The sequence below is a fragment of the Shewanella sp. GutDb-MelDb genome (assembly GCF_002836075.1).
GTDB lineage: Bacteria > Pseudomonadota > Gammaproteobacteria > Enterobacterales > Shewanellaceae > Shewanella.
Map to the genome: position 1 here is coordinate 1 of NZ_PJBM01000251.1, position 25,079 is coordinate 25,079.

General features: G+C 43.4%; 19 protein-coding genes and 1 riboswitch. Of the genes, 9 read left to right on the forward strand and 10 right to left on the reverse strand.

All coding sequences use genetic code 11. The annotated features are described in order from the left end of the window. On the forward strand, window positions 1–598 hold a 598-nt coding region (locus CXF82_RS16955), incomplete at its 5' end, for a class 1 fructose-bisphosphatase (RefSeq protein ID WP_102044626.1). A 964-nt stretch (window positions 599–1,562) separates the two neighbouring features. Here the strand turns inward: CXF82_RS16955 and CXF82_RS16960 are convergent. After that, on the reverse strand, window positions 1,563–3,353 hold the full coding sequence (locus tag CXF82_RS16960) for a flavocytochrome c (protein WP_102044627.1): 1,791 nt from the start codon (window positions 3,351–3,353) through the stop codon (window positions 1,563–1,565). A 440-nt stretch (window positions 3,354–3,793) separates the two neighbouring features. On the opposite strand from CXF82_RS16960, the gene CXF82_RS16965 reads away from it, so the two are divergent. From CXF82_RS16965 to CXF82_RS16980, 4 genes are all read left to right on the forward strand, one after another. After that, window positions 3,794–5,806 carry an ATP-binding protein gene (locus CXF82_RS16965; RefSeq protein ID WP_101091602.1) on the forward strand — a complete coding sequence of 671 codons (2,013 nt, stop codon included), beginning with the start codon at window positions 3,794–3,796 and terminating at the stop codon, window positions 5,804–5,806. Further along, window positions 5,803–7,182 (forward strand): sigma-54-dependent transcriptional regulator, encoded by a 1,380-nt coding sequence (locus CXF82_RS16970; protein WP_101091603.1) that lies wholly within the window; start codon window positions 5,803–5,805, stop codon window positions 7,180–7,182. The genes CXF82_RS16965 and CXF82_RS16970 overlap by 4 nt, the downstream gene beginning before the upstream one ends. Window positions 7,183–7,719: 537 nt before the next feature. Beyond that, the gene (locus CXF82_RS16975) at window positions 7,720–8,214 is read left to right on the forward strand and encodes a hypothetical protein (protein WP_101091604.1); all 495 of its coding nucleotides are present in this window, start codon (window positions 7,720–7,722) and stop codon (window positions 8,212–8,214) included. Between the two features lie 176 nt (window positions 8,215–8,390). Next, window positions 8,391–8,888, forward strand: coding sequence for a hypothetical protein (locus CXF82_RS16980; protein ID WP_102044628.1), 498 nt, complete (start codon window positions 8,391–8,393; stop codon window positions 8,886–8,888). Between the two features lie 33 nt (window positions 8,889–8,921). Here CXF82_RS16980 and CXF82_RS16985 read toward each other — a convergent pair whose 3' ends face one another. Beyond that, window positions 8,922–9,074 carry a hypothetical protein gene (locus CXF82_RS16985; protein ID WP_374702376.1) on the reverse strand — a complete coding sequence of 51 codons (153 nt, stop codon included), beginning with the start codon at window positions 9,072–9,074 and terminating at the stop codon, window positions 8,922–8,924. A gap of 9 nt (window positions 9,075–9,083) precedes the next feature. Here CXF82_RS16985 and CXF82_RS16990 point away from each other — a divergent pair, with 9 nt between their 5' ends. Beyond that, window positions 9,084–9,266 (forward strand): hypothetical protein, encoded by a 183-nt coding sequence (locus tag CXF82_RS16990; RefSeq protein WP_102044629.1) that lies wholly within the window; start codon window positions 9,084–9,086, stop codon window positions 9,264–9,266. Window positions 9,267–9,444: 178 nt separating this feature from the next. On the opposite strand, the gene CXF82_RS16995 is transcribed toward CXF82_RS16990, so the two are convergent. The 7 genes from CXF82_RS16995 to CXF82_RS17025 form a co-directional block, all read right to left on the reverse strand. Then, entirely contained in the window at window positions 9,445–10,689 is a 1,245-nt protein-coding gene (locus CXF82_RS16995) for a dicarboxylate/amino acid:cation symporter (RefSeq protein WP_101091607.1), read from the reverse strand. A 613-nt stretch (window positions 10,690–11,302) separates the two neighbouring features. Then, on the reverse strand, window positions 11,303–12,181 hold the full coding sequence (locus CXF82_RS17000; RefSeq protein ID WP_101091608.1) for a DUF7281 domain-containing protein: 879 nt from the start codon (window positions 12,179–12,181) through the stop codon (window positions 11,303–11,305). Window positions 12,182–12,371: 190 nt separating this feature from the next. Then, the gene (locus CXF82_RS17005; protein WP_101091609.1) at window positions 12,372–13,613 is read right to left on the reverse strand and encodes a hypothetical protein; all 1,242 of its coding nucleotides are present in this window, start codon (window positions 13,611–13,613) and stop codon (window positions 12,372–12,374) included. Further along, complete coding sequence (locus CXF82_RS17010) at window positions 13,613–14,236, reverse strand: hypothetical protein (RefSeq protein ID WP_101091610.1); 624 nt, start codon at window positions 14,234–14,236, stop codon at window positions 13,613–13,615. Before CXF82_RS17010 ends, CXF82_RS17005 begins: the two co-directional genes overlap by 1 nt. Next, entirely contained in the window at window positions 14,236–17,943 is a 3,708-nt protein-coding gene (locus CXF82_RS17015) for an ATP-binding protein (protein ID WP_102044630.1), read from the reverse strand. The genes CXF82_RS17010 and CXF82_RS17015 overlap by 1 nt, the downstream gene beginning before the upstream one ends. Before the next feature lie 307 nt (window positions 17,944–18,250). After that, entirely contained in the window at window positions 18,251–19,621 is a 1,371-nt protein-coding gene (locus tag CXF82_RS17020) for an alanine/glycine:cation symporter family protein (protein ID WP_102039295.1), read from the reverse strand. A 186-nt stretch (window positions 19,622–19,807) separates the two neighbouring features. Next, window positions 19,808–19,938: riboswitch (glycine riboswitch) on the reverse strand. A 421-nt stretch (window positions 19,939–20,359) separates the two neighbouring features. Then, window positions 20,360–21,067 carry a DUF3581 domain-containing protein gene (locus tag CXF82_RS17025; RefSeq protein ID WP_101091613.1) on the reverse strand — a complete coding sequence of 236 codons (708 nt, stop codon included), beginning with the start codon at window positions 21,065–21,067 and terminating at the stop codon, window positions 20,360–20,362. Between the two features lie 489 nt (window positions 21,068–21,556). Between CXF82_RS17025 and CXF82_RS17030 the strand changes: the two genes are divergently transcribed. The 3 genes from CXF82_RS17030 to CXF82_RS17040 all read left to right on the forward strand — a co-directional run bounded on the left by CXF82_RS17030 (window position 21,557) and on the right by CXF82_RS17040 (window position 24,108). Continuing rightward, entirely contained in the window at window positions 21,557–22,735 is a 1,179-nt protein-coding gene (locus tag CXF82_RS17030; protein ID WP_102044631.1) for a porin, read from the forward strand. A gap of 72 nt (window positions 22,736–22,807) precedes the next feature. Continuing rightward, a complete protein-coding gene (locus tag CXF82_RS17035; RefSeq protein WP_101091615.1) occupies window positions 22,808–23,341 on the forward strand; it encodes an FMN-binding protein in 534 nt (177 codons plus the stop codon). Then, window positions 23,338–24,108: a PepSY-associated TM helix domain-containing protein gene (locus tag CXF82_RS17040; protein ID WP_102044632.1), complete on the forward strand. Its 771-nt coding sequence runs from the start codon at window positions 23,338–23,340 to the stop codon at window positions 24,106–24,108. The genes CXF82_RS17035 and CXF82_RS17040 overlap by 4 nt, the downstream gene beginning before the upstream one ends. Before the next feature lie 161 nt (window positions 24,109–24,269). Here the strand turns inward: CXF82_RS17040 and CXF82_RS17045 are convergent, their stop codons facing one another. Further along, window positions 24,270–25,031 carry a class I SAM-dependent methyltransferase gene (locus CXF82_RS17045; RefSeq protein WP_101091617.1) on the reverse strand — a complete coding sequence of 254 codons (762 nt, stop codon included), beginning with the start codon at window positions 25,029–25,031 and terminating at the stop codon, window positions 24,270–24,272. Window positions 25,032–25,079 lie beyond the last annotated feature (48 nt).

Genomic DNA, 25,079 nt, shown 5'->3' on the forward strand with positions numbered 1-25,079 from the left:
TTCAGAAAAGAGCTTTTTACAAGCAGGCCGCAATCAAGTTGCTGCCGGATATGTGCTTTACGGCCCATCAACCATGTTGGCACTGACGACGGGTAAAGGGGTGCAGTTGTTTACCCTAAACCCAGACACTAACGAGTACCTGTTAACTGATCCAGCGATGAGCATCAGCAAAGACACGGCTGAGTTTGCTATTAATATGTCTAACCAGCGTTTCTGGGAAGCGCCAATGCAGACCTATATCAGCGATCTGCTATTAGGGACAATTGGACCGCGTGAAAAAGCCTTTAACATGCGCTGGATTGCCGCCATGGTCGGCGATGTTCACCGCGTGCTTTGTCGCGGCGGAATTTTTACTTACCCAACAGACAACAAGAACCCTGACAAGCCGTTTAAATTGCGCTTGATGTACGAAGCGAATCCAATGTCTTTTCTTGTTGAACAAGCAGGCGGTAAGGCTTCTACCGGTTATGAAACCATCATGGATATTCAGCCTACAGCGATCCATCAGCGTGTTGCCGTGATCTTAGGCTCAGCCAACGAAGTTGACGTTTGTCTTGAATATCACACTCAAGATTACAGCGAAGAGCCGACAATATAAGGTTCTAGAACCGAGGAAGAGCAAAGACGGTACAGGCTAAGATGGAATGGCCGGAAAATCTGAGACGGAAAAGATTAAAGAAGGTGCTAGCTGCTAGGAAGAGCTAAGACGGCACAAGTTAAGACGGAACGGCCGGAAAATCTGAGACGGTAAAGATTAAAGAAGGTTCTAGGCTTGAGCATTAGCAGCTTCTAGCAGCAACTCTAAATGAAAAAGCGCAGTTCCTTTTGGGGATTGCGCTTTTTTTGTGGCTTTAATTTGGACAAAGCTAAATTCTGCATATTGATAATTTGTCCTCATCCAATAACCTGCGGTCGGCCATGTGCAGACGCTGCTGAGACTCGCCGCAGCTCTTTATAAAGAGAGGGTCCATGTGGGCTCAACCAAAATATCTGACCTCCAGGAATGGGGGGAATGCCAAATTATGTCGGTAACATAATGTGCCTTGTTTCCGAAGGCCTCAGTCGCTTCTACACCGAGTTATAAAAGCACAATCATTCGGTATTTAGGTTTTCAATTTAAGAATACAAAAGTCACCGTCCCACAAAAATAACAGAAAACACCTATTCCCCATCGAAGTTGCCGAAGTACGCAGATGAAAATGCCGTGGAACCATCATGGTCTTTCCCGCGCATCCATGCACTTCAAGACATTCAGGCATCCTGCCTATCAGATGATGGTTCAGGCTCGGGGGTACATGGATGTACCATCTGAGCCGTTAGGCGATTTTTATTGGAGTATGAGGCCCGTATCTAATGCATGTAACTTCGTCGGGGCGGCACGGGCGATCCAAGAGGGGATTGCTGTTGATCCCCTTTTGGCCGAGTGTGAGCTGGAAGCTCGCGACTTTTATTAAGCGCAGCTTGATATCTCTAACCCCTTAAGCAACTTATGACAAAAGTTGCACATACAAAAAAGCCCTCATCTATACAGATGAAGGCTTCATATTAAGAGTAACTAAAAGTTAGTTTTTCTTAGAGTAAATCGCTGCGTTCTCACCAGCCATTCTACCGAAGGTGACGATGTCAGAGATTGCGTTACCACCTAGGCGGTTAGCACCATGAACACCACCAGTCACTTCACCAGCGCCGTATAGACCAGGGATAACTTGCTTCTTAGCGTCCATAATTTCAGACTTAGAATCAATCATCACGCCGCCCATAGTGTGGTGAACACCAGGAGTCACTTCAATTGCGTAGTAGTTACCTTCGTTCAATGCACGAGGTAGGTTTGGACGTGCAAAGTCAGTATCTTTACCACTAGTCACAAGGGTGTTGTAACGAGCGACAGTTTCAGTCAGTGCTTTTCCATCGATGTTCTCTAACTTGCCAAGCTTAACTAGCGAATCAGCACTTGGTACAACACCTAGACCGATATACTTATCAATCTTGCTTAGTGACTTACGGACTGAGTCATCAAAGATTAGGAACGCAGACTTACCAGTTTGGTTCAAGATAGCTGCTGAAGCCTTATCACGTGTAGTGATTTCGTTGACGAAGCGCTTACCTTCGCGGTTAACCAAGATTGCACCGTTACCACGTACAGCTTCAGTCACCATCACACCACCTTTAACAGAAAGTGTTGGGTGAGCTTGGATGTACTGAAGGTCAACCGTAGCTGCACCTGCATTTTCCGCAACATCGATACCGTCACCAGTAGCACCTGGTTGGTTAGTTGAAATAAAGCCTTTTAACTTAGGATCAAGTTTTGCTACACGCTCGTTGTTCTTAGCGAAACCACCAGTTGCTAATACAACAGCATCTGCTTTGATCCAGTAGTAGCCTTTATACATGCCTTTAACGAGTAGGCCTTTAACATTGCCTTCATCGTCTTTTAGGATTTCAATACCGCGAGTGTTCATGCGCATATCAATATCGCGCTTAACAGCATTATCGTAAAGCACTTGAACAACGTGAGCACCTACACCAGCGCCACCCGTTGGACGGTGAGAACGGTTAACTGATGCGCCACCCATGCGGCCAACGTCATCTAAATCAGCCCCCATGCCAGTCAACCAGTTAACTGAATCTTTAGAGTGAGATGCAAGTACATCAACCAGTGCTGGATTGTTTAAGTTACGGCCACCTTTCATGGTGTCTTTAACCATCAACTCAACGCTATCTTTAATGCCTTTGGCTTTTTGCTGATCAGTCCAAGCGGCGTTCATACCACCTGCGGCTAACTTAGCGTTACCACCGATGACTGGCTCTTTTTCAATAAGGATAACTTTAGCGCCGTTATCAACCGCAGAGACTGCAGCAGAGAAACCAGCACCACCAGAACCAACAATAACAACATCTACAGTATCACGCGGCGCTGCAGCGAGTGCTGCTTGACGCTCAGACTTGTCTTTCAACAACTCTTTGATGCTAGGTTCATTACGTTCCCATTTCTTTGTATACGGCATATCAAAATCGAAGCTATGGCAAGAATCACAGTAGACCATCGATTTTTCGTGAGCGCTGTGACAAGAGGTACAAGCCACTTCGCCTGGGAAATGAGAGTCATGGGCATTGTAGTGCTCATGTTTGGTTTCTTCAGCGACTTCTTCTAGCGTGCCGTGACAAGATACGCACTGAGCGTTCTCGAAAGTTAAGCTATCGTTTGATAGTTCACCATCTGGCATGTGGCAGCTATCACACTCTTGGTTTTCACCGTGGAATTCTGCCAAGTTGTCAGCGGCAATCGCACTTGCCATAAAGCCTGTTGAGCCGAGAAGTGTGGCAATACACACTGCTTTTTTAAAGTTTTTCATCTCAAATCCTCACCTTTACCCAACTGCATCGCAGCGAACAAAAGTCATCACTATAATTTCGACAATCAAAAGTGTTGTCGTTAATTTTTAAATTCATCACTATATTGCGGCTGATACAGGCGTTGCTCAACTGAATCCCGTGATAACAACGCTAAACTGAACACTTGATCACAGCCTGTAAATCACCTCATGCAAAGATGCATAACTGCATGGTCAGTTATGCAAAAATGCATAACTCTATGTTATCCCGCTCACACATCAATGCCGACAGCACCCAACTATTTTAGTTAATGATAGACAATAGAAACCTCTGCGTAGCTAAATAGAGTGCATAAAGCTGAACACCTAAGGTGATGTATAGCCAAACGATATGTAAATAGGTAGTTAAAGCGAGAATCTCAGCACAGTTATGCTCTATAAGCGCATGCTAAAATTGGCTTATGAAAATATTAGTTAACTTATTCTGCACTCTCAGTCTTTTGACTCTCCCTCTCATTGCACAGGCCGCAGCCCCCCATGAAAAGCAAAGTATTGTCTTTGGAGTTCACTCAAAAACAGCTCCGCTAGAGTGGCGTAATAATGGCGTCGAACAAGGCTTTAACCTGGAATTGATGGATAGGATTGGTCAACTAATAGGCAAGCGCATCGTCGTTAGACGTAAGACATTTCAGCAATTACTTGCCGATGTACACAATCCTGAATCATTGATTGATGTGATTGCCGTGGTGAGTCCGGTGACGATCGATCGCGATCTCAGCCAATCAGATCCCATTTATGCCACCCATGCAAAAGCCTACACCCTGCAAGGAAAGTCATTTATTGACGGCTGGAACGACCTAAAAGGGAAACGTGTCGCCATCAAAAAAGGCGCTTGTGTCGATGTGTACATATCAGGAAAACTGCAAAATTTTAAAAGAGTCGATGTCGATCTTTATGAAACGGGTTTTCAGCTATTAATAAAAGGCAAAGTCGATGTGGTGATTGCCGAAAACTTTGTCGCAAGACGATTAATGCCTTTATATCCCTCAATTCGAAGTTCTAGCGACCCACTCATTTACGGCGCGTTTAATTTTATAAGCAACCATAAAAATGCCGTGTTAATGGATAAAATTAATGATGCATTAAGGCAGCTAAAACTGTCAGGAGAATATGACCGTCTCGTCAATAAGTGGTTTGGTACTGGTCGTGAGAAAGTGGATCTTAACTCTGCCCAACAAAAAATACTGTCGTTGGCTATTTTCGTCAGCCTTATCTCTGCGATAGGCATGTTACTGACGGGTTACATCAGTCTGAACTTACGCAGACGCACCACAGCGCTAAACCTTGAGTTAGCACAGCGAAAAAAAGCAGAAACGGCTATATCTAATCTCTCTAAACAGTTCCAATCGGTGTTAGATGGTATTCCTCATGGGGTCACTCTATTTAATCGAGAGGGTGAGTGCTTATGGAGCAACGACAATAACCAGCTGCTGAGTAATCCTCTGTTTCACTATGAAGATGGTCAACCTTTTACACTTTACCCAACCTTGATTGAAGCACTCGATACGGATAAATCGACCATTGCAGATATGATGATTGAAAATCAGTATTGGCAGTTACAGCTGCATCCTATCGGTGATAATCAAGCGGTTATCTTGCTTGAAGAAACGACAGAACAGCAGCGGCTGCGCCAAGCCAATAACGAAGCCAGTAGGCTGGCCTCACTAGGCGAGCTATCTGCGGGTATCGCGCATGAAATTAATAATCCCACCGGTATTATCGTCCACTCCATTGCGTTTATTAATGATGCCCTTACCGACCTTTCAAGCGCCGCTGATAGCTATCAAAAACAAAATCCATTTTGGAATATTGCCGGCCTAGAACCTACATCCGCCATGGCAGAACTCAGTTTGAGTAGTCAGTCGATCCTTGAAGGCGCCGGACGAATTAGCCGCATCGTAAGTGACTTAAAGCGTTACGCTTTGCCAACGCTCACCGATGCATATCAAGCTATCGCACTTAATGAAGTGGTGCTGGTATCTTTACGCTTAACCGCTAACCAAATAAAACTCTTGAATGTCGCCACTGAACTGCACAATCCAAGCCCAATCATTAAAGGTGATGCACAGCAACTCAACCAAGTGCTGATCAATTTGATTCAAAATGCCTGCCATGCCATTGAACTTGATGCCGAGACTTATGAACATGACCAGCATATCTTGATAAAGACCAGCGTAGAGGAGCAATTTGCTTGCCTAACCGTGATAGATAAAGGCCAAGGAATGGACAGAGCGACACTGCAACGGATCACCGAGCCATTTTTCACCACCAGACGCTCCAATGGTGGCAGTGGTCTAGGTTTATCCGTTTGCAGCCGCATTATTAAAGAACATAAAGCCGATATGCAGATTGAATCACGTATTGGCCAAGGTACGGTCATTACCCTTCGTTTTCCATTGGAGTCTCAAACGTGAAACTTGCCAGAAATATCCTACTTGTCGACGATGAAGCATCTTGGTTGCGCACCTTATCAATTACGCTCAATCGGTTAGTGCCCGAAGCAAAAATTGATACCTGTGTTGACAGCAGACAAGTGATGAACCGTCTTGAGGTGAGTGACTACGCTTTGGTGTTACTGGATCTGACGATGCCATTTCACTCCGGTGAAGAACTGTTGGATATGATCCGCAATGCGTTCCCTAATACACGGGTCATCATTGTCACTGGCGTTAATGAAGTCGATACCGCAGTCCGCTGCATTAAACATGGCGCGTACGATTATTTTATTAAAACCGACAATGTTAATGATCTGGCCAGAACCGTTCGTCGTGCCTTAGAGGTTGTCGGTCTGGAACGCAACTATTTAAGAATAAAAGAGAGCTTTCTAAGTAAAACCTTAAGTCAGCCCGAAGCGTTCAATAATATTCTGACTTGCGAGCCCTCCTTGATCGACCAGTTCCGTTACTTTGAAGCCGTTGCACCCAGCCCAGAGCCAATCTTGATCCAAGGAGAAAGCGGCACCGGCAAGGATGAATTCGCCAAATCAGGCCATCTACTTTGTTGCCCTGACGCGCCATTTGTTAATGTGAACCTTGTAGGAATAAGCACCTCTGCGTTTGAACTGCAGCTATTTGGGCAGATCAAGACCCTCGAAAATGGCCAAGTCAGCGCGCAAGCGGGTGTATTACATCAAGTGCAATCAGGCTTACTGTATTTGAATGAGATTGGTGATTTACCGATAGAAGCACAAGCAAAGCTGGTCGATGTGATTGAGCATAAACAATACTATCCAATTGGCAGTGATAAAGCCTATCCCGTACTGTGTAAAATCATCACCTCGACACAGCATGATCTGCTCGCACTAAGCAAAGCCGGCAAGTTTCGAAACGATCTCCTATACCGGTTACGATCTCACACCATAAAGCTGCCACCATTAAGGCAACGTCGGCTCGACCTATTCATGTTGATTAATCACTTCATCACCCTGGCAGCGGATGAGATGAACTTGTCTAGACCACAACAACCCAGCAGCCTTGCCGCACAATTAGCCGAGTATGAGTTTCCTGGAAACTTACACGAACTTAAGGGAATGGTGTTTGATGCGGTCAGCAGAAGCGATGGTATTCAACTCAACATTACCCCCTTTATGGAAGCCATAAATCTCAATAAAGCCGCTCCCGATGATAAATGCCAGTTGGTTTTTCCAAAAGAGCTGCCGACATTAGCGCAGATGGGCGACGCACTGATAAATGAAGCCATGAGCCGCACAGCCAATAGCCAAACTGCAGCAGCAAGAATGCTCGGCATTAGCCAAAGCGCGTTAAGTCGACGACTTAAGCAAGATAAATAGACTTCACTATTATTGAACATTTATAGCTAATGCTCTCTACTTAGGTAGAGAGCTCTCCGCCTTGTCAGCATAGTAAAATCTGTCTCTAATCAGGTTCAATATCAATCCGTATAGATCCGAACACTCTGCTATAACTCAAACTTCTCAACATTACCCCGATGATTAAATCAACCGTAATTATCTTTTGAAAACACATAACCAATCGTAAAATCACTTCCGATTACTTTAAATATTTCGAGTTCTACGAGGCTAACTGCACATTAACTCTAGTGCTTCACTCAACAACGAGAATTAACAACACAACAACAAACAGCTTCTAAATTACAACGATAAGCCAACTTTCATTTGAATTAGTCATAATTTAAAGAGCTACCAATAAGATACTCACTTTATTTCGTCAAAAATACGACTAACGCCATTATTGTGACACCAACAGCTAGATAACATCTATAACAACTGATACAGTTGCGCCGTATCGTATTTAGCCGAAATTCTGAGTTCTCCTTGCAATATATATTTACCTAATAGGACATCATTTTGAAAACGTTTATGCTTTTACTTAGCTTGTTTATCGTGGTTCCCGCAAATGCAGCATTCTTTGGCGATTTCGTTTTAGAAAGTGATATCCAATCACACCATCTTCAAACGGTACAAAACGGTAATGTATTATTATTTCAATGTGATACAAATAATACAGAGATACAAACAATCTTAGATACTCAGAGTTTCTATGCTTACCATGACGATCCAAGTATTCTAATACTCGAACTCAATGGTTTAAGACGACAGTTGAGTGGTGAAGGTTCAGATTCAATGTTTAAATCCTGTTTTGACTGTGATAATGAACCCTTGCATACGATACTTGATGAAATCAATAGCTCTGTAGATGGCGTACTTAACCTCGAAGCTATATCACTAAGCTCAGGTATCAGCAGTAATGCGAGTTTTAACATTCATCAACTTGACAAAGCGATGCTCGAATTACGAAAAAACTGTCAACAACTTTCAATGAAAAGTTTAAACCGCTTTTAATCACGACTTCCTATATCTTCAAGCTAGATGAAATACAAATGGCATGATTCACCAACATTTTTTATAAAACTAGCGGTTTCTATCGCTTAACTATTCAAATTTATTTCTGCTGTGGTAATATGCGGCGGATTAGAACACGCTCATAGGATGGGCACTTTAAAAATCAAGGATGAATAGTGAAACCTCTCCATATATTAGTTTATATCTTAATCGCTATACCAAGCTTTATGACGCAAGCTGAACCCTATAGCAATTTAATGATTAGCTCATCTGCGTCAAATTCGTCTCTGCTTGTTTCACAAGAAAGTAACACTCTACTTCTTAGCTGCACTGCTATCGATACCACGATTAAAACAATTCTCACCACCAGCACTCCTTATGCTTACTACGCAGATGACAGTTTATTGATTGTTAATTTAAATGGTATTCACTGCCAAATGCGTGGACAAAGCTCAGCCTCTACGTTTGTATCTACCGAAGGCTGTGAGCCAGAGAAAAGTAAAATGCTGCGTAAAGAGTTCCAGTCAAATAACCCTCTACATCTAGGGTTAGAAGCTGTTTCCATGAGCTCAGGAAGGAGTTCGTTGGCAACATTTTATATTGATTCAGAAGCCGCTGAACTAAAAGCCTTTTTCAATCAGTGTCAAAATACCACCCTAGAAAATGCCAGCTAATTACTGACATTTCAAATGTAATAACCTTTAGTATTAAACCATCGCTAATGTCGCTTCAGTGCACTTTTCTGTCTCATCAATAATGGTCAGCACTGCGGTATCGCCAACCATGTGACATGAGTTAAGGACCATATCGATTAAGCGATCTAACACTGCTGTTATAGCAAATGCTTCAACAGGAAACACCAAGATTTAATGGTTAAAACAACTCTTACCATTAGCACTCCTTATGCCTACTACAAAGATGATAGTTTATTGATTGTTAATTTAAATGGTATTCACTGCCAAATGCGTGGACAAAGCTCAGCATCGACGTTTGTATCTAGCGAAGGCTGTGACCCAGAACAAGATAAAAATATGGGGCAAGAGCTTCACTAAAATCCCCCTCTACATCTTGGGTTAGAATCGGTTTCGATGAGTTATGGAAGAGGTACATTGGCAACATTTATATTGATGTTAGAGCCACTGAACTAAAATAGTTTTAAAAAAAAGTAAAAATTTAGCCAAAAAAATGCCAGCTAAATAGCTGACATTTCAAATGTAATAACCTTCAGCGTTAAACTGTCGCTAATTTAGCTTCAGCACGCTTTTCTGTCTCATCAACAATGGTCAGCACTGCGGTATCACCAACCACGTTACATGAGGTCAGTACCATATCGATTAAGCGGTCTAGCGCTGCAACAATAGCAAATGCTTCGACTGGTAAGCCCATCTGATGGATAAGCACACCAATCATCACCATTCCGCCTCCAGGAACGCCACCAGCGCCAACAGAGAGCAAGAAGATGCTAAACAGTAGTGCCGGAAGCTGATCCATGCCGATGGGAGCACCAAACGCGTTTGCGACAAAGAAAATAGCAATAGTGATGTAAATCGATACCCCGCCCATGTTCATGGTGGCACCGAGCGGAACGCCAAATCCGGCAACTGCACGATTAACGCCAAGCTTTTCAGTCAGGGTGCGCATCGTCACTGGGATTGTTGCATTTGAACTTGCCGTTGATAGTGAAAACAGGATCTGTTCACGGGTCTTACTGCGGAACTCTTTCGCCGATACAGGCGTAAACATGCTTACCGCAAATGGGTATACCACAAAAATCCAGAAGAGTAGCAAACTTAAAATCACCACTAGGTATTCAAGCACGCTACCAAATATGGCAGCTTCAAGTGTTGCACCGAGTTTAAGCATTAATGCAAACACACCGATTGGTGCAAGCTGCATCACCACGCTAATCAACTTCATCATAATGTTGTTAGCAACCTGAAAGCCACTGACTGCACTTTTAGCTGTCTCGCCAAGCGACTTAATCACCCCCCCCAGCAGCAGAGCCATAAAAATAACTTGCAGCATATTGCCTGACGTAAAGGCGGCGACTGGATTGCTCGGTACAATGCCGACGATAAGTTGAACTAAGTTTGGTAACTCAGTTGCGACAATATCGACGCCACCATTGCTAGACATATCAACCCCTTTACCCGGAGCCAATAACAAGGCTACCGTCAAAGCCGCAAAAATGGCCACTAACGTGTTGATGATATAGAAGCCAAAGGTTTTTCCGCCCAAGCGACCAAAACTGTTGAGATCTTTAAGCTCGCAAACCCCACATACAATGGAAACAAAAACCAGCGGTACAACTAACATCATGATCATGTTGACAAACATGGTGCCAGCGCCAGAGGCGATATCGACAACAGTGCCAGTAAAGAAGCTGATATCTGCGAGAGAATATTGAATAATCGATCCGAGGATCAGACCGGTAAACAGACCCATAAAGATCCGCGTTGAAAGTGATTTAGTCATTAACTTGCCTTATATTCGACATGTCTTATCGCATGTCTTCTATTGCCTTCAATCATGACGACTTAGTACTAGTCGCCTATTTGTGGTTAGGATAGTGAAACATGCTGGCAATAAATTCAATAAAAAACACCGAATTACTTTACAAAACAAACTTATAACAAATTAGAATACCTACACTAAAGCACTGTATAAAATCAAAAAAAACCCTCAAAAAATACAAGTAACCCAAGAAAATACCTACAGAGGCAACATTCACACAACACTGACTTATTTTTCTTTCAAAAAAAAGCAGTTTAAATCACCTGAAACAGCATAGATCGCAGAGCTAAAAACTACCAATACCATAGCAAGCAAACTAAGTCACTACCCTGTGGTGTTAGGCAGTTTTATATAAAGTGATTACCAGTCTATTTTATACTCGAGCAGCGACTTGGCGCACACTTTAGCGCCGATTACATCGCTAGCAAATGTTGCAGCTTAATACTGAGGTGATGCCGAACGATACAGCCCTATAACGCTAATCAATAATGATAACGTCTTTAAGGAGCCTTCAAGGAGAGGATAGTTATCGCAAGAACATCTCAACAAATAACGGTTAATAGACAACCTTCGTCTACAACGCAAATAGCTGCAACGGCAAATGATGACTTAGCATATGCTCCTGCTTCAGTGTTAGATGTTGCTGATTCATTAACAATAAAGCCAACTGACATTGAGCGGGTAACGGCTGTTGACGGCCCAAATAAAGACGTGCTTCGTTTTGGTTATGCCACTCTTGCTCAATTCCTTCTAACCCTACTGTAATCGCTATCGCCGCCTCACAATCTGCTGGTGACAACCAGTAATCCGCTTGGCTGGTGTAAGCGATCTCAATGCCCTTTGGGTCTAAATCGCTAAAACAGACCAGTTTATAGCTGGCGTTATGTTGCCAACGCCTAAAAAATTGATAGGCAGTTCCGGTTTGCTGGCTGGGCTTTACGTCACCACGGTATACCCACAATGCATCTTTTAAAGCCTCTGGTAGGATGAGCTGCGCCAAGTTAGCCATTAATGTCAGGTTCTCCACCAGCACGATGTATGGGTGTTCAATACTGTCGATTTCGTCAGCTTTTATTGACAGTCCCAATGAAGAAAATGGCGATTTAGCTATCAGTTGTTTGTTGATTTTCAAACCATTGATGCTGTTAATGAGAATAAAGTCACGGCTAACAGGGTAGCTATTTAACTTCTCATTTCTATCGGTCTTTGAATTGTCATGTCGACTTTGTGGTTCTGGATAGGGGTCAAACTCAAGATGCGCGTCCAACTGCTGTTTAACTTTATTAATGAGCCGTATTTTATCAGCGATGGCGTAAGTGAAATAGCCAGCTGAAAACACACCAAAATCATAGTCCGACTTTAGGCGTTTTAAATACTCTTTACTTGGAATCTTGTCACCTGCAGAATATTTACGCAGCAGTTTTTGGGTATCGTTAAACAAGCCTTTTTGCATACATAACCTATATTCAAAGCGCGATTTTCAAACGTTGTTTATTTAGCACTGCTGTCATTCATCGGCAAGGCCGCCGTAACCCCATCCCTGGGGCTTTGCCTTACATCCATGCTGATGAAGACCTACTTTATTCAGATGGATAAAATTCAAACTCTTACAAATTGAACAACCGCAATAGAGAGCACAGCGATTAATTTAAGCCGATCACCACATCGTGGTAGCTGAAGTTATCGGATGTCCCCGCAAGTTGGACCCCTTTCATATTGATGCTAAACGCGGCTTGTTGTTCATTGGTTAGCTTGCAATAGCAGCTAAACACCAATTCAATCCAGGCTTTTGGCTTGATGCTATGAGCATTTTCTTGCCAATCATTCTGTGACTGTCGCCAAAATACTAAGGCGGAGATGGGGGCATTAGTCGTAATGACTTGCTCAAACAGCAATTCAGCTTGCAGATCAAAAAAGTCACTTTGATAGCGCACTCGCTCTATCGGCTTAAGCTCAATGTCTGCAGTCTCTCGCTCCTTCATATCCTGAGCCATAGATTGCTTTCGCAAGGCTTGAACTAACTGAATAAGCGGTGCTTCTAACGCGGTATTACGCGTATCAACATAAGATTTAAGCGCCATCGCCGGGGCTAATTTTAAGCCCTCAGGCAATTCAGGGTGCTCATACAGATTATCGCTTAGATCAAACTCAGGGTGCTGACGTAAAAAACGCGCCATGCTGCGCAGTTGATTGGCCTTTTTCTCATCACGACGTAAGCGAAACAGGCTCAGACGCATGTTGTCGATAATGAAACGTAGCCTTGGCAACACTTGGTTAAACCAATAGACAAAACCGGTAATTTTACGAGCGAACTCATTTGGACACGGCCAGTTTATCCACTCATAACAAGCTTCTGGATCAATTTGTTGCAGCTCGGTCAGTAGATTCTGTGCATGGTTCAAGTAGCGCTCGTTTTGTCTTATCTTGTTCGCTAGGCTACTGACAAAACCAAACTGGCTCACAATACCGTAATGCATATTGTCGAGGTTATTGTTTAAACCATCTTTGGTTTCATATAACAGATCGTCAAGTTGTTCTAAAAACAGATCGGCATCTTCAGAATGATTAGCCTGTACCGACAGTTGATAGTCTTTCACCGTTTCGTCCAGCGCTTCAATCACCTTGCCCATGTCGGTTAACTGACGATAACTGCTTTGCTTGCGCATCAAACGATTAAGCATACGTTTAAAGTCTGTGGTGACCCTAAACTCACCAGCTTCATCATCAGGGCGCAGTAGACCCGCCTTGTGTAAGGTCGAAATGGTTTTGCCATCTTGACTGTCTGCCGCTATCGAGCCGTAGACATAAGCGTTAGCCAATAGCTCATCGTTAGCGCCTATTTTTCTCAGCAGCGCTGCAACCTGTCCTGCATCAAAGCCTGCCATTAGAACAATAACTCATCTTGTTGTTCGGTCTGCTCATCCGGCAATTCGACTTGCTCTGAATCATTTAAAAACTCAATTAAACAGTAAATAAGATCAAACCGCGCCGTGGCGAAATAACGACTACTACCGGGGTTTTTCCTAACGAAATAGTGCATATCTTCGAGCTTATTAAATAAGGTCGCAAGCTGCTCTCTGGTTTCTTCTTTATTGGTTTTAAACGGCTTAATCGAGGTCAACCGTCTAAGTTGATCGCGTAAGGTTTGATCTTGCTCGAACGGTTCGAATAGTGCGTTAATATTAACGACTGATTTTCCATGCAAGGGCAGATCGGCTTGGGTCGCAGTCAGCAGTAAATCTAAGAATTCAACTAACGGTCTAAACACACTGCGCATTTCATTAAACAGCGCTGACAACTCGGCAGAATTACTTTGATCCACTTGCATAAAGGTGCAGTAATAGGCATCCGCACTGTCGAGGTAAGTTAGGTTACGATCGAGATTTGACAAAAAATCACTGACTCGTTCAAACTCACTGTCGACTTTAAGGTAGGTAAACTCTTCAGCAAAAGCGGTTTCGCAAATCACTTCTCCAGTGAGCAGTTTTTGAATCGTCTGTTTAAACATTATAACTCCTGCTTAGCGGTCGCCGTTTGTTGCTGACTGGCTCGGTTTGCCAAAAGTTCATCGAGGCGCGACTGCGGTATTTCAGCATGATAAATTTTATTATCTTTCAACTTATAGTGTCTGTCGTATAAGGATAAAATATGACGATCGGTGGACGGCGAAGCCGATAAAATGTGAATGTCATTATCACTAAACATTTTCAATAACAGATCAATATTTTCAGCCGCCAATTCACCCAGCTCATCCACTGGTAAAATGATCTGACTGCCAAATTGGCTTTCGCCACGCAGCATCCCAAGCAAGCCTGCAAACAACGACAACATCGCCAAATACGATAGACCCGTCGAGCTCACTTTTTTGAGCTGACGTGCATTACGCGCATGTTTAACCTGGCCTTTTTCAGTGATGGTAAATTCAATATCAAACAGATTGCAGTGGTTTAATACAAAACCTTCGCTAGGCAAGTACGTCGCCAATTTTTGCATCGCATAAACAAGATCGTCAGGGATCTCACCAACACCGTCGCTTAATTGATCGCGGCATAGATCATAGGCTTTTGAAAACTCTTTTAACGATCCCCAGTATTCCAACTCTTCTTGCTTCATCACTGTGGTGACGCTGATCTCTGCTAACGCATCAAAATGAGCAAGCCCTGTTACCTTAGTCGACAGCTGCTTACCTATCGTTTTAATTTGTCTAGCAAAGTTCTCAACATGCTGATAAAACTCATTGATCATGGTGGCGTTAACCGACACCAACTGGTAAGTGTTTTTTTGCTTTTGCTGAGCACTGCTTAACAGCTCGACGATCGGCTCTCGGTATTTAAACAAACTTTTTGCGGCACTAAAGTTATCGTGTTCAGCCACCAGCTTTTGCCAGTTATCGTACAGATCGCTGCTGGCATGTTTCTTTTTAAAACCGTCGTTAAACTTATTCAGCTGCTCGCCTAAGCGTTTTTCAATCACTTTAAATTGATTGAGCCAATCGGCGCAAAAACTCACACTAAGATCCGCTTGATTATGCGGTTGACCAGCAGACTCCAACGCTTCAATGCCCTGCTTTTCACAGTGACGTTGGCTGTCCGCTAATTGATTGAGCAACTCCTCGGCATAGGTTTTTTTATCATTCAGTTTTTTAATATCGCTGCGTAGCGCTGTGATGTCACTATTGAGTCGCACGTTAGCATCTTCAAGCTGAGTCTCAATACTCCGCTGCTGTACTAATCGATTCTGATTTTGCTCAACTAAACCATCACGATGACAATAGCGGTCACTCATAAAGTGCTGGTAGTGATGTGCCTTTTGCTCAAACACAGCACACTGCTTCAACGCTTGCTCTATCGCCTTGCGCTCTGTGGTGCGTTTATCGACCTCTCCGTCTGGATCAAGTTTGGCCAGATCGGTGTTTTGCTGCTTTTTCAGATCTTTTAAACGTTGCTTATAGTTCGCGTCACTCTCTGTGCTCTCCTCCACTAGCAATGCCAGCTGGCTATCACGATCGCCTTCTACCACCATACGTTTTTCAAGTAGCTGATTATGCAGTTCATGGCGCTGTTCTTCAGCATCATCTGTATACTGTTGTTGCTGTTTGACTAAGCGCTTCTGTTCAGACTCTAGCGTTTTAAGTTGCTGATTAACAGCATCGGTATAAGCCTTAATCGCCACGGCTTTTTTAACCTCAAAATTCTCTTTTTGCACATTTAGCTGCTGCAAATTGAGTTCATTTTTGGTCAGATCCTGCGTCGCCGTTGCGCAATCAGCTTCCGCTACAGAGATCTCTTTGGTTAATAAGCCAATATGCTCATCGAGCTGTTCAATTCGAGCAGCCTGCTCAGTTATTTTATCCCCCAAGGCTTCACACTTTTCTCGTAGTTGGATCTCATCGAGAAACAGTGAGTCATTGCTCTGTAAAGGCGCTAGATCGAGAGAAAGACCATAAAAACTGTCGCCACCGACCCATGTAGGGGCTAGATCACAACGCGTTAACTGCTCGCTTGTCAGTAAGCGACCAATGTTATCTTTCCAGTTTTTTGCTTGTGCTTCGTTATCAAGAAAATACTGTAACGAGCCATCAGCAGGAATAAGCTGTGCACGTACCTGCTCATATTCCGTCGAGAGCCCCTCTAACTGACGTTTTTCTTGAGCATATTTCTCTAACTGATTATCGCGGCGCTTGATTAGACCGTTATATTGCTGCAGCGCTTGAGAATGCGCTTTATACAAACTGTTTTGTTTATCTTTAGCATCACTTAACGCTTGCGTGTTTTGCTCGATATCTTGCTGCAACTCTGGGGCGAGCTGCACTTGATTGAGCTGCACCTGGGATAATTTTTGCTGCTCTAGTTTAAGATCACTTTCTAGCTGCTGTTTCTTCAGCTGCAGGGCAATATTGCGCCCATTCAGTTGCTGCTCTAGTTCGCGATTTTGTAACCGATCAACATCAATGATTTTAGTGAGTTTTTGGGTGGCAACCTCACGAATACTGGTCACTTTGGTTTGATTGTTGGTTTGATCTTGAAGGTGTTGAAATTTTAATGTTTGGATCAGATCGGCAAATTTTTGCTGCAACTTATTAATATTACCTTCAAAGGCATTAATAATCGCATTGATCTCATTAAGCTGATCTTGGATATGCGGTGCTCTGTCAGCTTGCAGTTGATAATTTGCCGCATCATCACCGTCATACTTCATCTTGTCAGTATCGAGTAGATCAATCCGGCTTTGATCGCCCTCGATATCTGCCTTTAAGTTAGACACCTGCTTACTCAATGCTTGCTTGGTCGTTTCTAGCTCATGTAACAAAGTTGAAAGTTGTTGTTGTGCCTGCCTTTTCTGTTCAGCGCTGGTCTCTTGCTGTTCATTGAGGCTTACTTGATGGGCTAGTATTTCAAAATGCAGGTGCTGAAGCTTGTTCAATAGGCTATCTAGGCTATTAAACTCACCCTGCCACAGACCTATTCTATCCGCTACTTTTTGTACCGCACGGCTCGCTTGAATATCAGCCAACCAACTGCTGATGTCCTCTTTATTGAGGCTTATTTGCTCTTTCTCTTCCGCCGTACCTCGGGCAAGGTAGTCGCTCGCGATAGCCACCAGCATACGTTTCACTGCTTCAAAATCGAGGTTCTTTTCGATGGTGCCGTTAATCACTTTATCGATATGCGGACTAGACTGTTCACAAAAGCTGTAGCGATTTTGCAGTTGGCGTACATCTTTTAATTTTCGGCCGCTGCGGAGGTTTTGGATCACTTGACGGTACTTTTCAACGGCCAGATAGCTGGTTGAGTCACAGCCTATCTGCCGATAAAAGCCTTCAATTTCTTTCATTGATCGACGTTGATGATTATCGCCAATAAAGTGTTCACTGTTATAAGCCGCATCAATAAATTTATACTGCGCGCCGCGACCATCGCTACACACGAGTACCATGCACGTTTGCCCATGGGGACGTTGATACTCATAGATCAACATACTTGAAGCACGTGGCAGATAATAATCGACAAAATTACGTGCCTGATCAACCTTGCTGACAATGTCACTTGGCCGCATGCCATAAAATAATGGCAATAAGCGCATTAATGAAGTTTTACCTGCACCATTGGTTCCCTCTAACTGCGTGTGGCCGCTTAAATCAAGCTCATTAACTTGCCCCTTCCAAAAACTGTCAATGATGATAATACGCAGTAAAGAGTAGCCTTGTTGAGCCATGAACATTCCTCATATGAGCGATTTTTACGCCATTACAACGTAAAAAAGGGTAAGCCGGATAATTTATAAGGATTGAGCTATATTGTCGATAGCCAAGTCCTACTTGAACAGGTATTTGGCTAACTTTATTCCGTTATGCGGCTGCATAAAGGACTTATTTAAGCAATTTAGCGAACGGTGTAGAATTAATGATGCTTAACTCGTTACGCCACGGCACTAACACGAGACATCATAATAAGTCACTTTACTCCCCATAAACGCGCAGTGAAGTGACTTAAAACCCAGATTAATGATGAGTGCTTAGCCCCTAGTGTTTTAGTTCGTCAAGCACAGCAGCGCGACGCTTGGCAAAGTACTTATCCGTCTCAGCAATAATCACATGCCTTAAGCCAATTAACGCGATCAAGTTTGGGATCGCCATCAAGCCGTTGACTGTATCCGCTAACATCCAAATCAGATCTAACTGAATAAAAGCACCTACGGCAATCAAGCTTAAAAAGGTCAACTGATATAGTTTCACGCCTTTTTCACCCAAATAGTGACCCGTGAGGTAATACCAACAGCGTTCACCATAATAATTCCAGCCCAAAATAGTGGTAAAGGCAAAACAAACCAGTGCGATAGTCACCACGTATTGGCCAATAATAGCTGAGCCACCAGCGGCAAATGCGGCACTGGTCATTGCTGCTCCGGCAGTGTCGCCACTCCACACTCCGGTGATAATTAACACCAGCCCAGTCATAGTACAGATTAAAATAGTATCGAAAAATGTCCCCGTCATGCTCACCATGCCCTGCTCAACAGGTTCATTGGTTCTAGCGGCGGCCGCCGCTATAGGTGCGCTACCTAAACCCGATTCATTTGAAAATACCCCTCGAGCGATACCTATTTGCAGCGCCTGCGCCACTGTGGCCCCTAAAAAGCCACCGGCGGCTGAAATTGGGGTAAAAGCCGAGTGCAGCACAAGTTGCAGTGCAGGCAGTATTTGATCGGCAAACATCACTAAAATCCACAGGCAAGCAAACACATAACCTAACGCCATTGTCGGTACGACCTTTTGCGCCACATTGGCGATGCGCTTAACCCCGCCTAATGTCACTGCAGCCACCATTAAGGTCAGCACAATGGCCGTTACCCACGCCGGGACATCAAAGGCGATAGTCATGGCATCACTAATGGCATTCACTTGGGCAAAGGTACCGATCCCAAAGAATGCTACACCGACACCAAATACGGCAAAAATTTTCGCCAGCCATTTAAGGCCGAGTCCGCGTTCAATGTAATACATAGGCCCGCCCGCAATGTTGCCACGGGCGTCGGTGGTACGATATTTTACTGCCAACATACACTCGGCGTATTTAGTCGCCATGCCAAAAAAGGCGGCGAGCCACATCCAAAAAAGCGCCCCTGGCCCCCCAATTTTAATCGCGGTAGCAACGCCGACAATGTTGCCGGTACCTATGGTGGCCGACAGTGCAGTACAAAGCGCAGCAAAAGAGGTTAAGTCGCCTTTGCCTGTAGCGGGTTTAAACAGCAAACTCAGGGCTAGCGGGAGTTTAAAGACTTGAATAAGTTTAAGTCTAATCGTGAGATAAAGACCGGTTCCGACCAGTAGGCAAAGGGTAACAGGCCCCCAAACAATGGCGTTGATATCGGCTAGTAGTGCGTGGTAATTCATGGTGTTCCTCGAATATTAAACAGCGTAACTTGGTATAAAGTTATTAATAATCGGAGGAGAAAAGAAATGGCTGGTGTTGGCCGCTGTTGATCGCAGCGAGCGGTTTATCTAACCCAATAAAAGGCAGAAAAGGCGCAGCAGCAAACGACAGTGACTAATATCGGGTTGATAATAGCTAACACAGTCATCCTCTCCTCTGTCCTTTTGCCTGAGCGTTTCGCGCTAACAATGTTCTGTTAGCACTTTCGCCTTCGGCGCTGTGTGGCAAATAAAGCTTGCAACGCTTATCTGTTCACAGTCTCTCCAGAGGCTCGTCCAGTAACAGTCCTCACCACAATGTGGCACCTGAAAGAGTCCTTAATTTGAGCGCTACGCTATACATTAATATAGTGAAGTAGGGCTCGAAACTAAGTTGCCTCGTCGGTGTAGGTATACCAATTCCATTGAATAGTTGCTCTGAATTGAGCACATATTTATTGGAAGTGGTATTTATCCCTACTCTCCTGCTACCTTCATCCGAACGGATCCACTAATAACCGCATCTAAACACGATCAATAGGGTTAAATAGAATGCGTTATCTCACCGCTAGCCTCAAGTGAGCTAACTCACACTTTAATCACTAAAAAGCCCGCAATCAATTGGCTGCTGATTTAATCAGCAGCCTAAAACAAAAAACCGACTAATCGCTAGTGCGATCAATCGGTCTGAATGCTATGCCCGATAACGGGCCTGTTTTTCTAAGCGCTATAGCTGATTCGGCGCTCTTCGTATTTATCAAACATCTGCTGTGCTTGGTCATCAACGTATGGGCGTAGGCCGCTCATCACCAATGTCTTAATTCCGGTGCCTACCAAAGTGTCACCACTGTGGAGCTCAAACGTTAATGTGACATCGCCACGCTTACCTTGGATCTGTAAATCTTCCTTCACTAACGTGAGCTCAACTTCGGTAAAGTCGAGCGTGGTTAAATCAAAAGACATGCTTTCATAAATAACTAGCGGCCTTGCGGGGTTGATCATCATTTGGCGCTGTTTCATCATCGGCACCAAAATATGCATAAAGTTAAGGCCTGAAAATGCGACATATTTACGAATAAATGATTCAATCTGAACATCACAATGTCTAACATCACCGCTGCGATGTACGTTTAAATAGCACTTTTCTTTGTCATCGTGAATATCGAAATCTTCATCTACGGTAACGGGAAACTGTAGCTTTACACCTTCACCAACCATGCCGGCAAAATTAAACGTCATTTTTTGGCTAAGACCGTATTCATTCAATACCAGAGAGAAAAGCAGATCGCCTGGTACACAAAAGCGCTTTGCGGCAACGTCATGAATAGGATTGAAATCTTGTGCAACGCTTTTAGCAAACTCACTAGCCTGTTCAGGAGCGATTAAAATAGACTGGTTTGTTTTTTTAAAGAAAGAACTTAGAAACATAATCACTCAACAATCTTGTTAGCCTGTAAAATGGGCAAGCATTGTATACCACGATCAAAAATTGACTCACCCGATGACTTAGCATGATGGCCCCACACCCCCAATTAGTCTAGGTTTTAACACGTTTATATCACCATAAACGTTAACAAAAAATTCGCTACTTTAAGAATCTACAGCTCAAAACATCACTAAAACCTTACTTTTACTATGCCTTTGTTCCATCTGTTTAGCTTAAACCAAGCGTATCAATTTCACACATTGAGTAACGTAAAGAAAAGTGTAACAGCAAGCGCTCTCCACAACAAACACTCAAGCCACTGTTTTAATAGATATAAAATCAAACATTACAAATATCGAATACGGACCACTGATACAGTTTATTTACAAACCTTGATCTTAATCATAATTTGAATGAGAATAGTTTGCATTATGTTACTCAGTTGATAAACTCCTCACAAAATTTATAACCCGCTCTAACAAAGGGACCGAATGATGATGAAAAAAACGTTACTTGCTACTGCGCTAATTAGCATGTTTGCGGCTCAAGGGGCTTATGCTTCGGATGAAACTGCTGAACTACGTAAGATTATTGAACAACAGCAGAAAGTCTTACAAGATCTTGAAAGACGTCTTGATGAAACTGAGAAGCGCGTTGAAAAAACGGCTGATGTTGTTGAAGAGTCAGCTTCTGAATCTAAGAGTGCTACAACGATTGGTGGTTATGGTGAACTTCACTATAACAACATCACTAATAACAAAACTGGCAAAGATAAAAAAGAGTTCGACTTCCATCGTTTCGTGCTTTTTGTTGGCCATGAGTTCAATGACAGCACACGCTTTTTCTCTGAGCTAGAAGTTGAGCACTCAATCTCTGGTGAAGGACAAAATGGTGAAGTGGAGCTAGAGCAAGCTTACATTGAACATGACTTTAACGACATGTTTACCGGTAAAGCGGGTCTATTCCTAATGCCAGTCGGTATCATTAACGAAACTCACGAGCCACCAGCGTTTTACGGTGTTGAGCGTAATCCTGTTGAGAAAAATATCTTGCCAGCCACTTGGTGGGAAGCGGGTCTAAACCTAAACATTCAAGCAGCTCCAGGTCTTGCATTTGATGGTGCAGTGACCTCAGGCCTGTACGTTGATGAGTCATACAGTATTCGTGGCGGACGTCAAAAAGTGTCTAAAGCAAAAGCGGAAGACTTAGCTTATACCGCACGCATTAAGTACACCGCCGTACCGGGTCTAGAATTAGCCGCTACAGCTCAGTACCAGTCAGATCTAACTCAAGGCCGTGCTGGTGTTGAAACTGCATCAGCAACATTGTTAACGGCTCATGCTATCTACACTATCAAAGGTTTCACTGTTAAAGCACTATACGCTCAGTGGGATATCGATGGTCAAGAAGCAGAAACCTTAGGTCGTGATGATCAAAACGGTTACTACATTGAACCTTCATATCGTTTCAACGAAAGCTTTGGTGTGTTTGCTCGTTACAACGAGTATGACAACAATGCAGGCAACAGCGATGATACTAAAGTAGAGCAAACCAACGTGGGTATTAACTACTGGTTGCACGAAAACGTGGTATTTAAAGCCGACTATGAAAAAGTGGGTGGCGCTAAAGATGCTGACGGATTTAACTTAGGCGTTGGCTACCAGTTCTAATGTAAACTCAGCTAAAAATGAGTGCTCAAATTCGAGCACTCATACATTTACCACCACATGAGCTAGATCAACATGAAACTACCTCTCGTTATATTATCTGTCTTATTAAGCTGCTCATTGATGAGCGCTGCAGTAAATGCTAGAGGGACCTACCAAAAGCCAGAAGAGTTTATAAGCCAAGCCTTTAATGCTGAAGTGCCTAAAGCTAAAGTATTCTGGATTGACGAACCCGCTCAACAAGCAATTGAATCTATCCTCGCCCATAGCTATAAAAAAATGCGTCTACGCTACTGGCAGCAAGCTAATGAAAGCGTTTGGATTATGGATGAAATAGGCAAAGAATCCGCCATCACCGTCGCCATTCATGTCAAAGACAGTGCGATTGCCCAGACAAAAGTACTGGTTTATCGAGAAAGTCGCGGCGATGAAGTCAGGCATGACTTCTTTACTGATCAGTTTAAATCAGCCAAACTCAAGCAAGACTTGCAACTCGATACACATATCGATGGCATAACAGGCGCAACGTTATCCGTTCGAGCGTTAACAAAGTTATCTCGAATAGCCCTGTATCTAAACGACTATGTGATTAAAAAAGATAAAGAATGACGCGAAAACATCCAAGCTTAAGAGTAAAACTGTTACGACAATTACGCCCTTGGCACCGCAGAATAGGTATTTTTTCGACCTTATTCGTCATTTTCATGGCCGTTTCAGGCGTACTGATCAACCACAGTAATCACCTTTCCCTCGATACCGCTCAAGTAAAACAAAGCTGGCTGCTTGATTACTACGGCGTAAAAGCACCAAAAGACGTTAATCTTTATCAGCAAACGCCACACAAACTCATTAGTGCTGGTAACCAAGTTTGGCTTGATGAGCAATTAATTCTAGAAGCAAATGCATCCGTATTAGCAGTTGTCAGTTATAACGAGATGATTGTGGCTGTCGATAGTAGCCACCTCTACTTGCTTTCTCAGCAAGGTGAACTACTGGAAACCCAAGATAGCGCGACAGGTTTGCCCTCTCATATACAAGCACTTGGGTTGCAAGACAATCTGTGGCTAAAAACACCATCGGGACTGTTTGTCGCTGATAACGATCTTATTGATTGGTCACAATCTCAACCTCTTGCCGCTATTCCTTGGGTTAAGACCTTAAATAATACCGATAGCAATGACATAGCGGAGCAAATACGCGCCAGTCGCCTGCATTGGGAGCGGGTATTACTCGATCTACACAGTGGCCGTTTCTTCGGTGCGTTAGGCCCTTGGCTGATGGACTTAGTTGCCATCGCCCTTATTATCATGTCATTGACTGGCTGTTATATTTGGCTGCAGCAGAAACCAGTAAAAGTTAAGCGACGTAAAAAATAATTGGCAGTAACCCTGGATGAAAAGCAGCCAAGTACAAGCAGCCCTGCTGAAGTCCAATTTCAATTGGCCGTTATCTTAAGTAGAAAACCTTATACAGAGAGCTTTAAGCTAGAGCCTTGCAGATAAATATCTTATATGTGCTTCTTGACCGACTCACTCCACTAATCAGCTTTTTTGGCAACAACAAACCGCACACTACCTCGTTTTTCATGGCTATTTGAGCCAAGGTTGGATAGTAAATCAACGCAGAAATCTGAGTACTTGTCACCCAGTAGTTCACTCAGTTTTTGCATTCGGCTTAACCTTGCTGACCAGCCTTGAATAACATCTAGGCTCGCTGCGCCTGAAAAATTAAGCTCGGGATCGGTAACATTATTATCTACATGGATTATCTCAAATCCGGCTGCCAGCAACATACTCTGCATTTTGTCACCAAAATTAAAGTCATATAAGCCCGATTGATATGACGCTAACTCAAACTGCCGCACCCTTTCATAATAGAGACTGTCTTTACTTAGATTTCCAGAGATAAAGCAAGCGACATCTAATAAGGCTATCCAACCGTCAGGCGCTATTATTGAATGCAACTGCTTTAGATACTCTTCTGGGCGAGTTAAATAAGATAGTGAGTAGCTTGCCCAAATGCCGTTAACTAGCCCTAAAGACGAATAATCAACATTCAGAAAGTCACTATGAATGAAAGTTTCGTTATTGGTTTTGCTTGCCTGACAAAACTGTACAAACTCCTTATTGAGATCGATACCGACCACACGTTCGACCTGCTCTGAAAAGGTACGCGACACGTCTCCTACAGAACAACCAAGATCAACAACAGCATCACTCGACGTTAATGGTATGAAGTTCAGATATTGCGGCCAATCTCGCCATAATTGTTGTTTTTCGTATTCTTGAAAAAGGTTCAATAGCGACTCCGTAGACTTTGCTAAAACATAACCACACTACGCTATGTC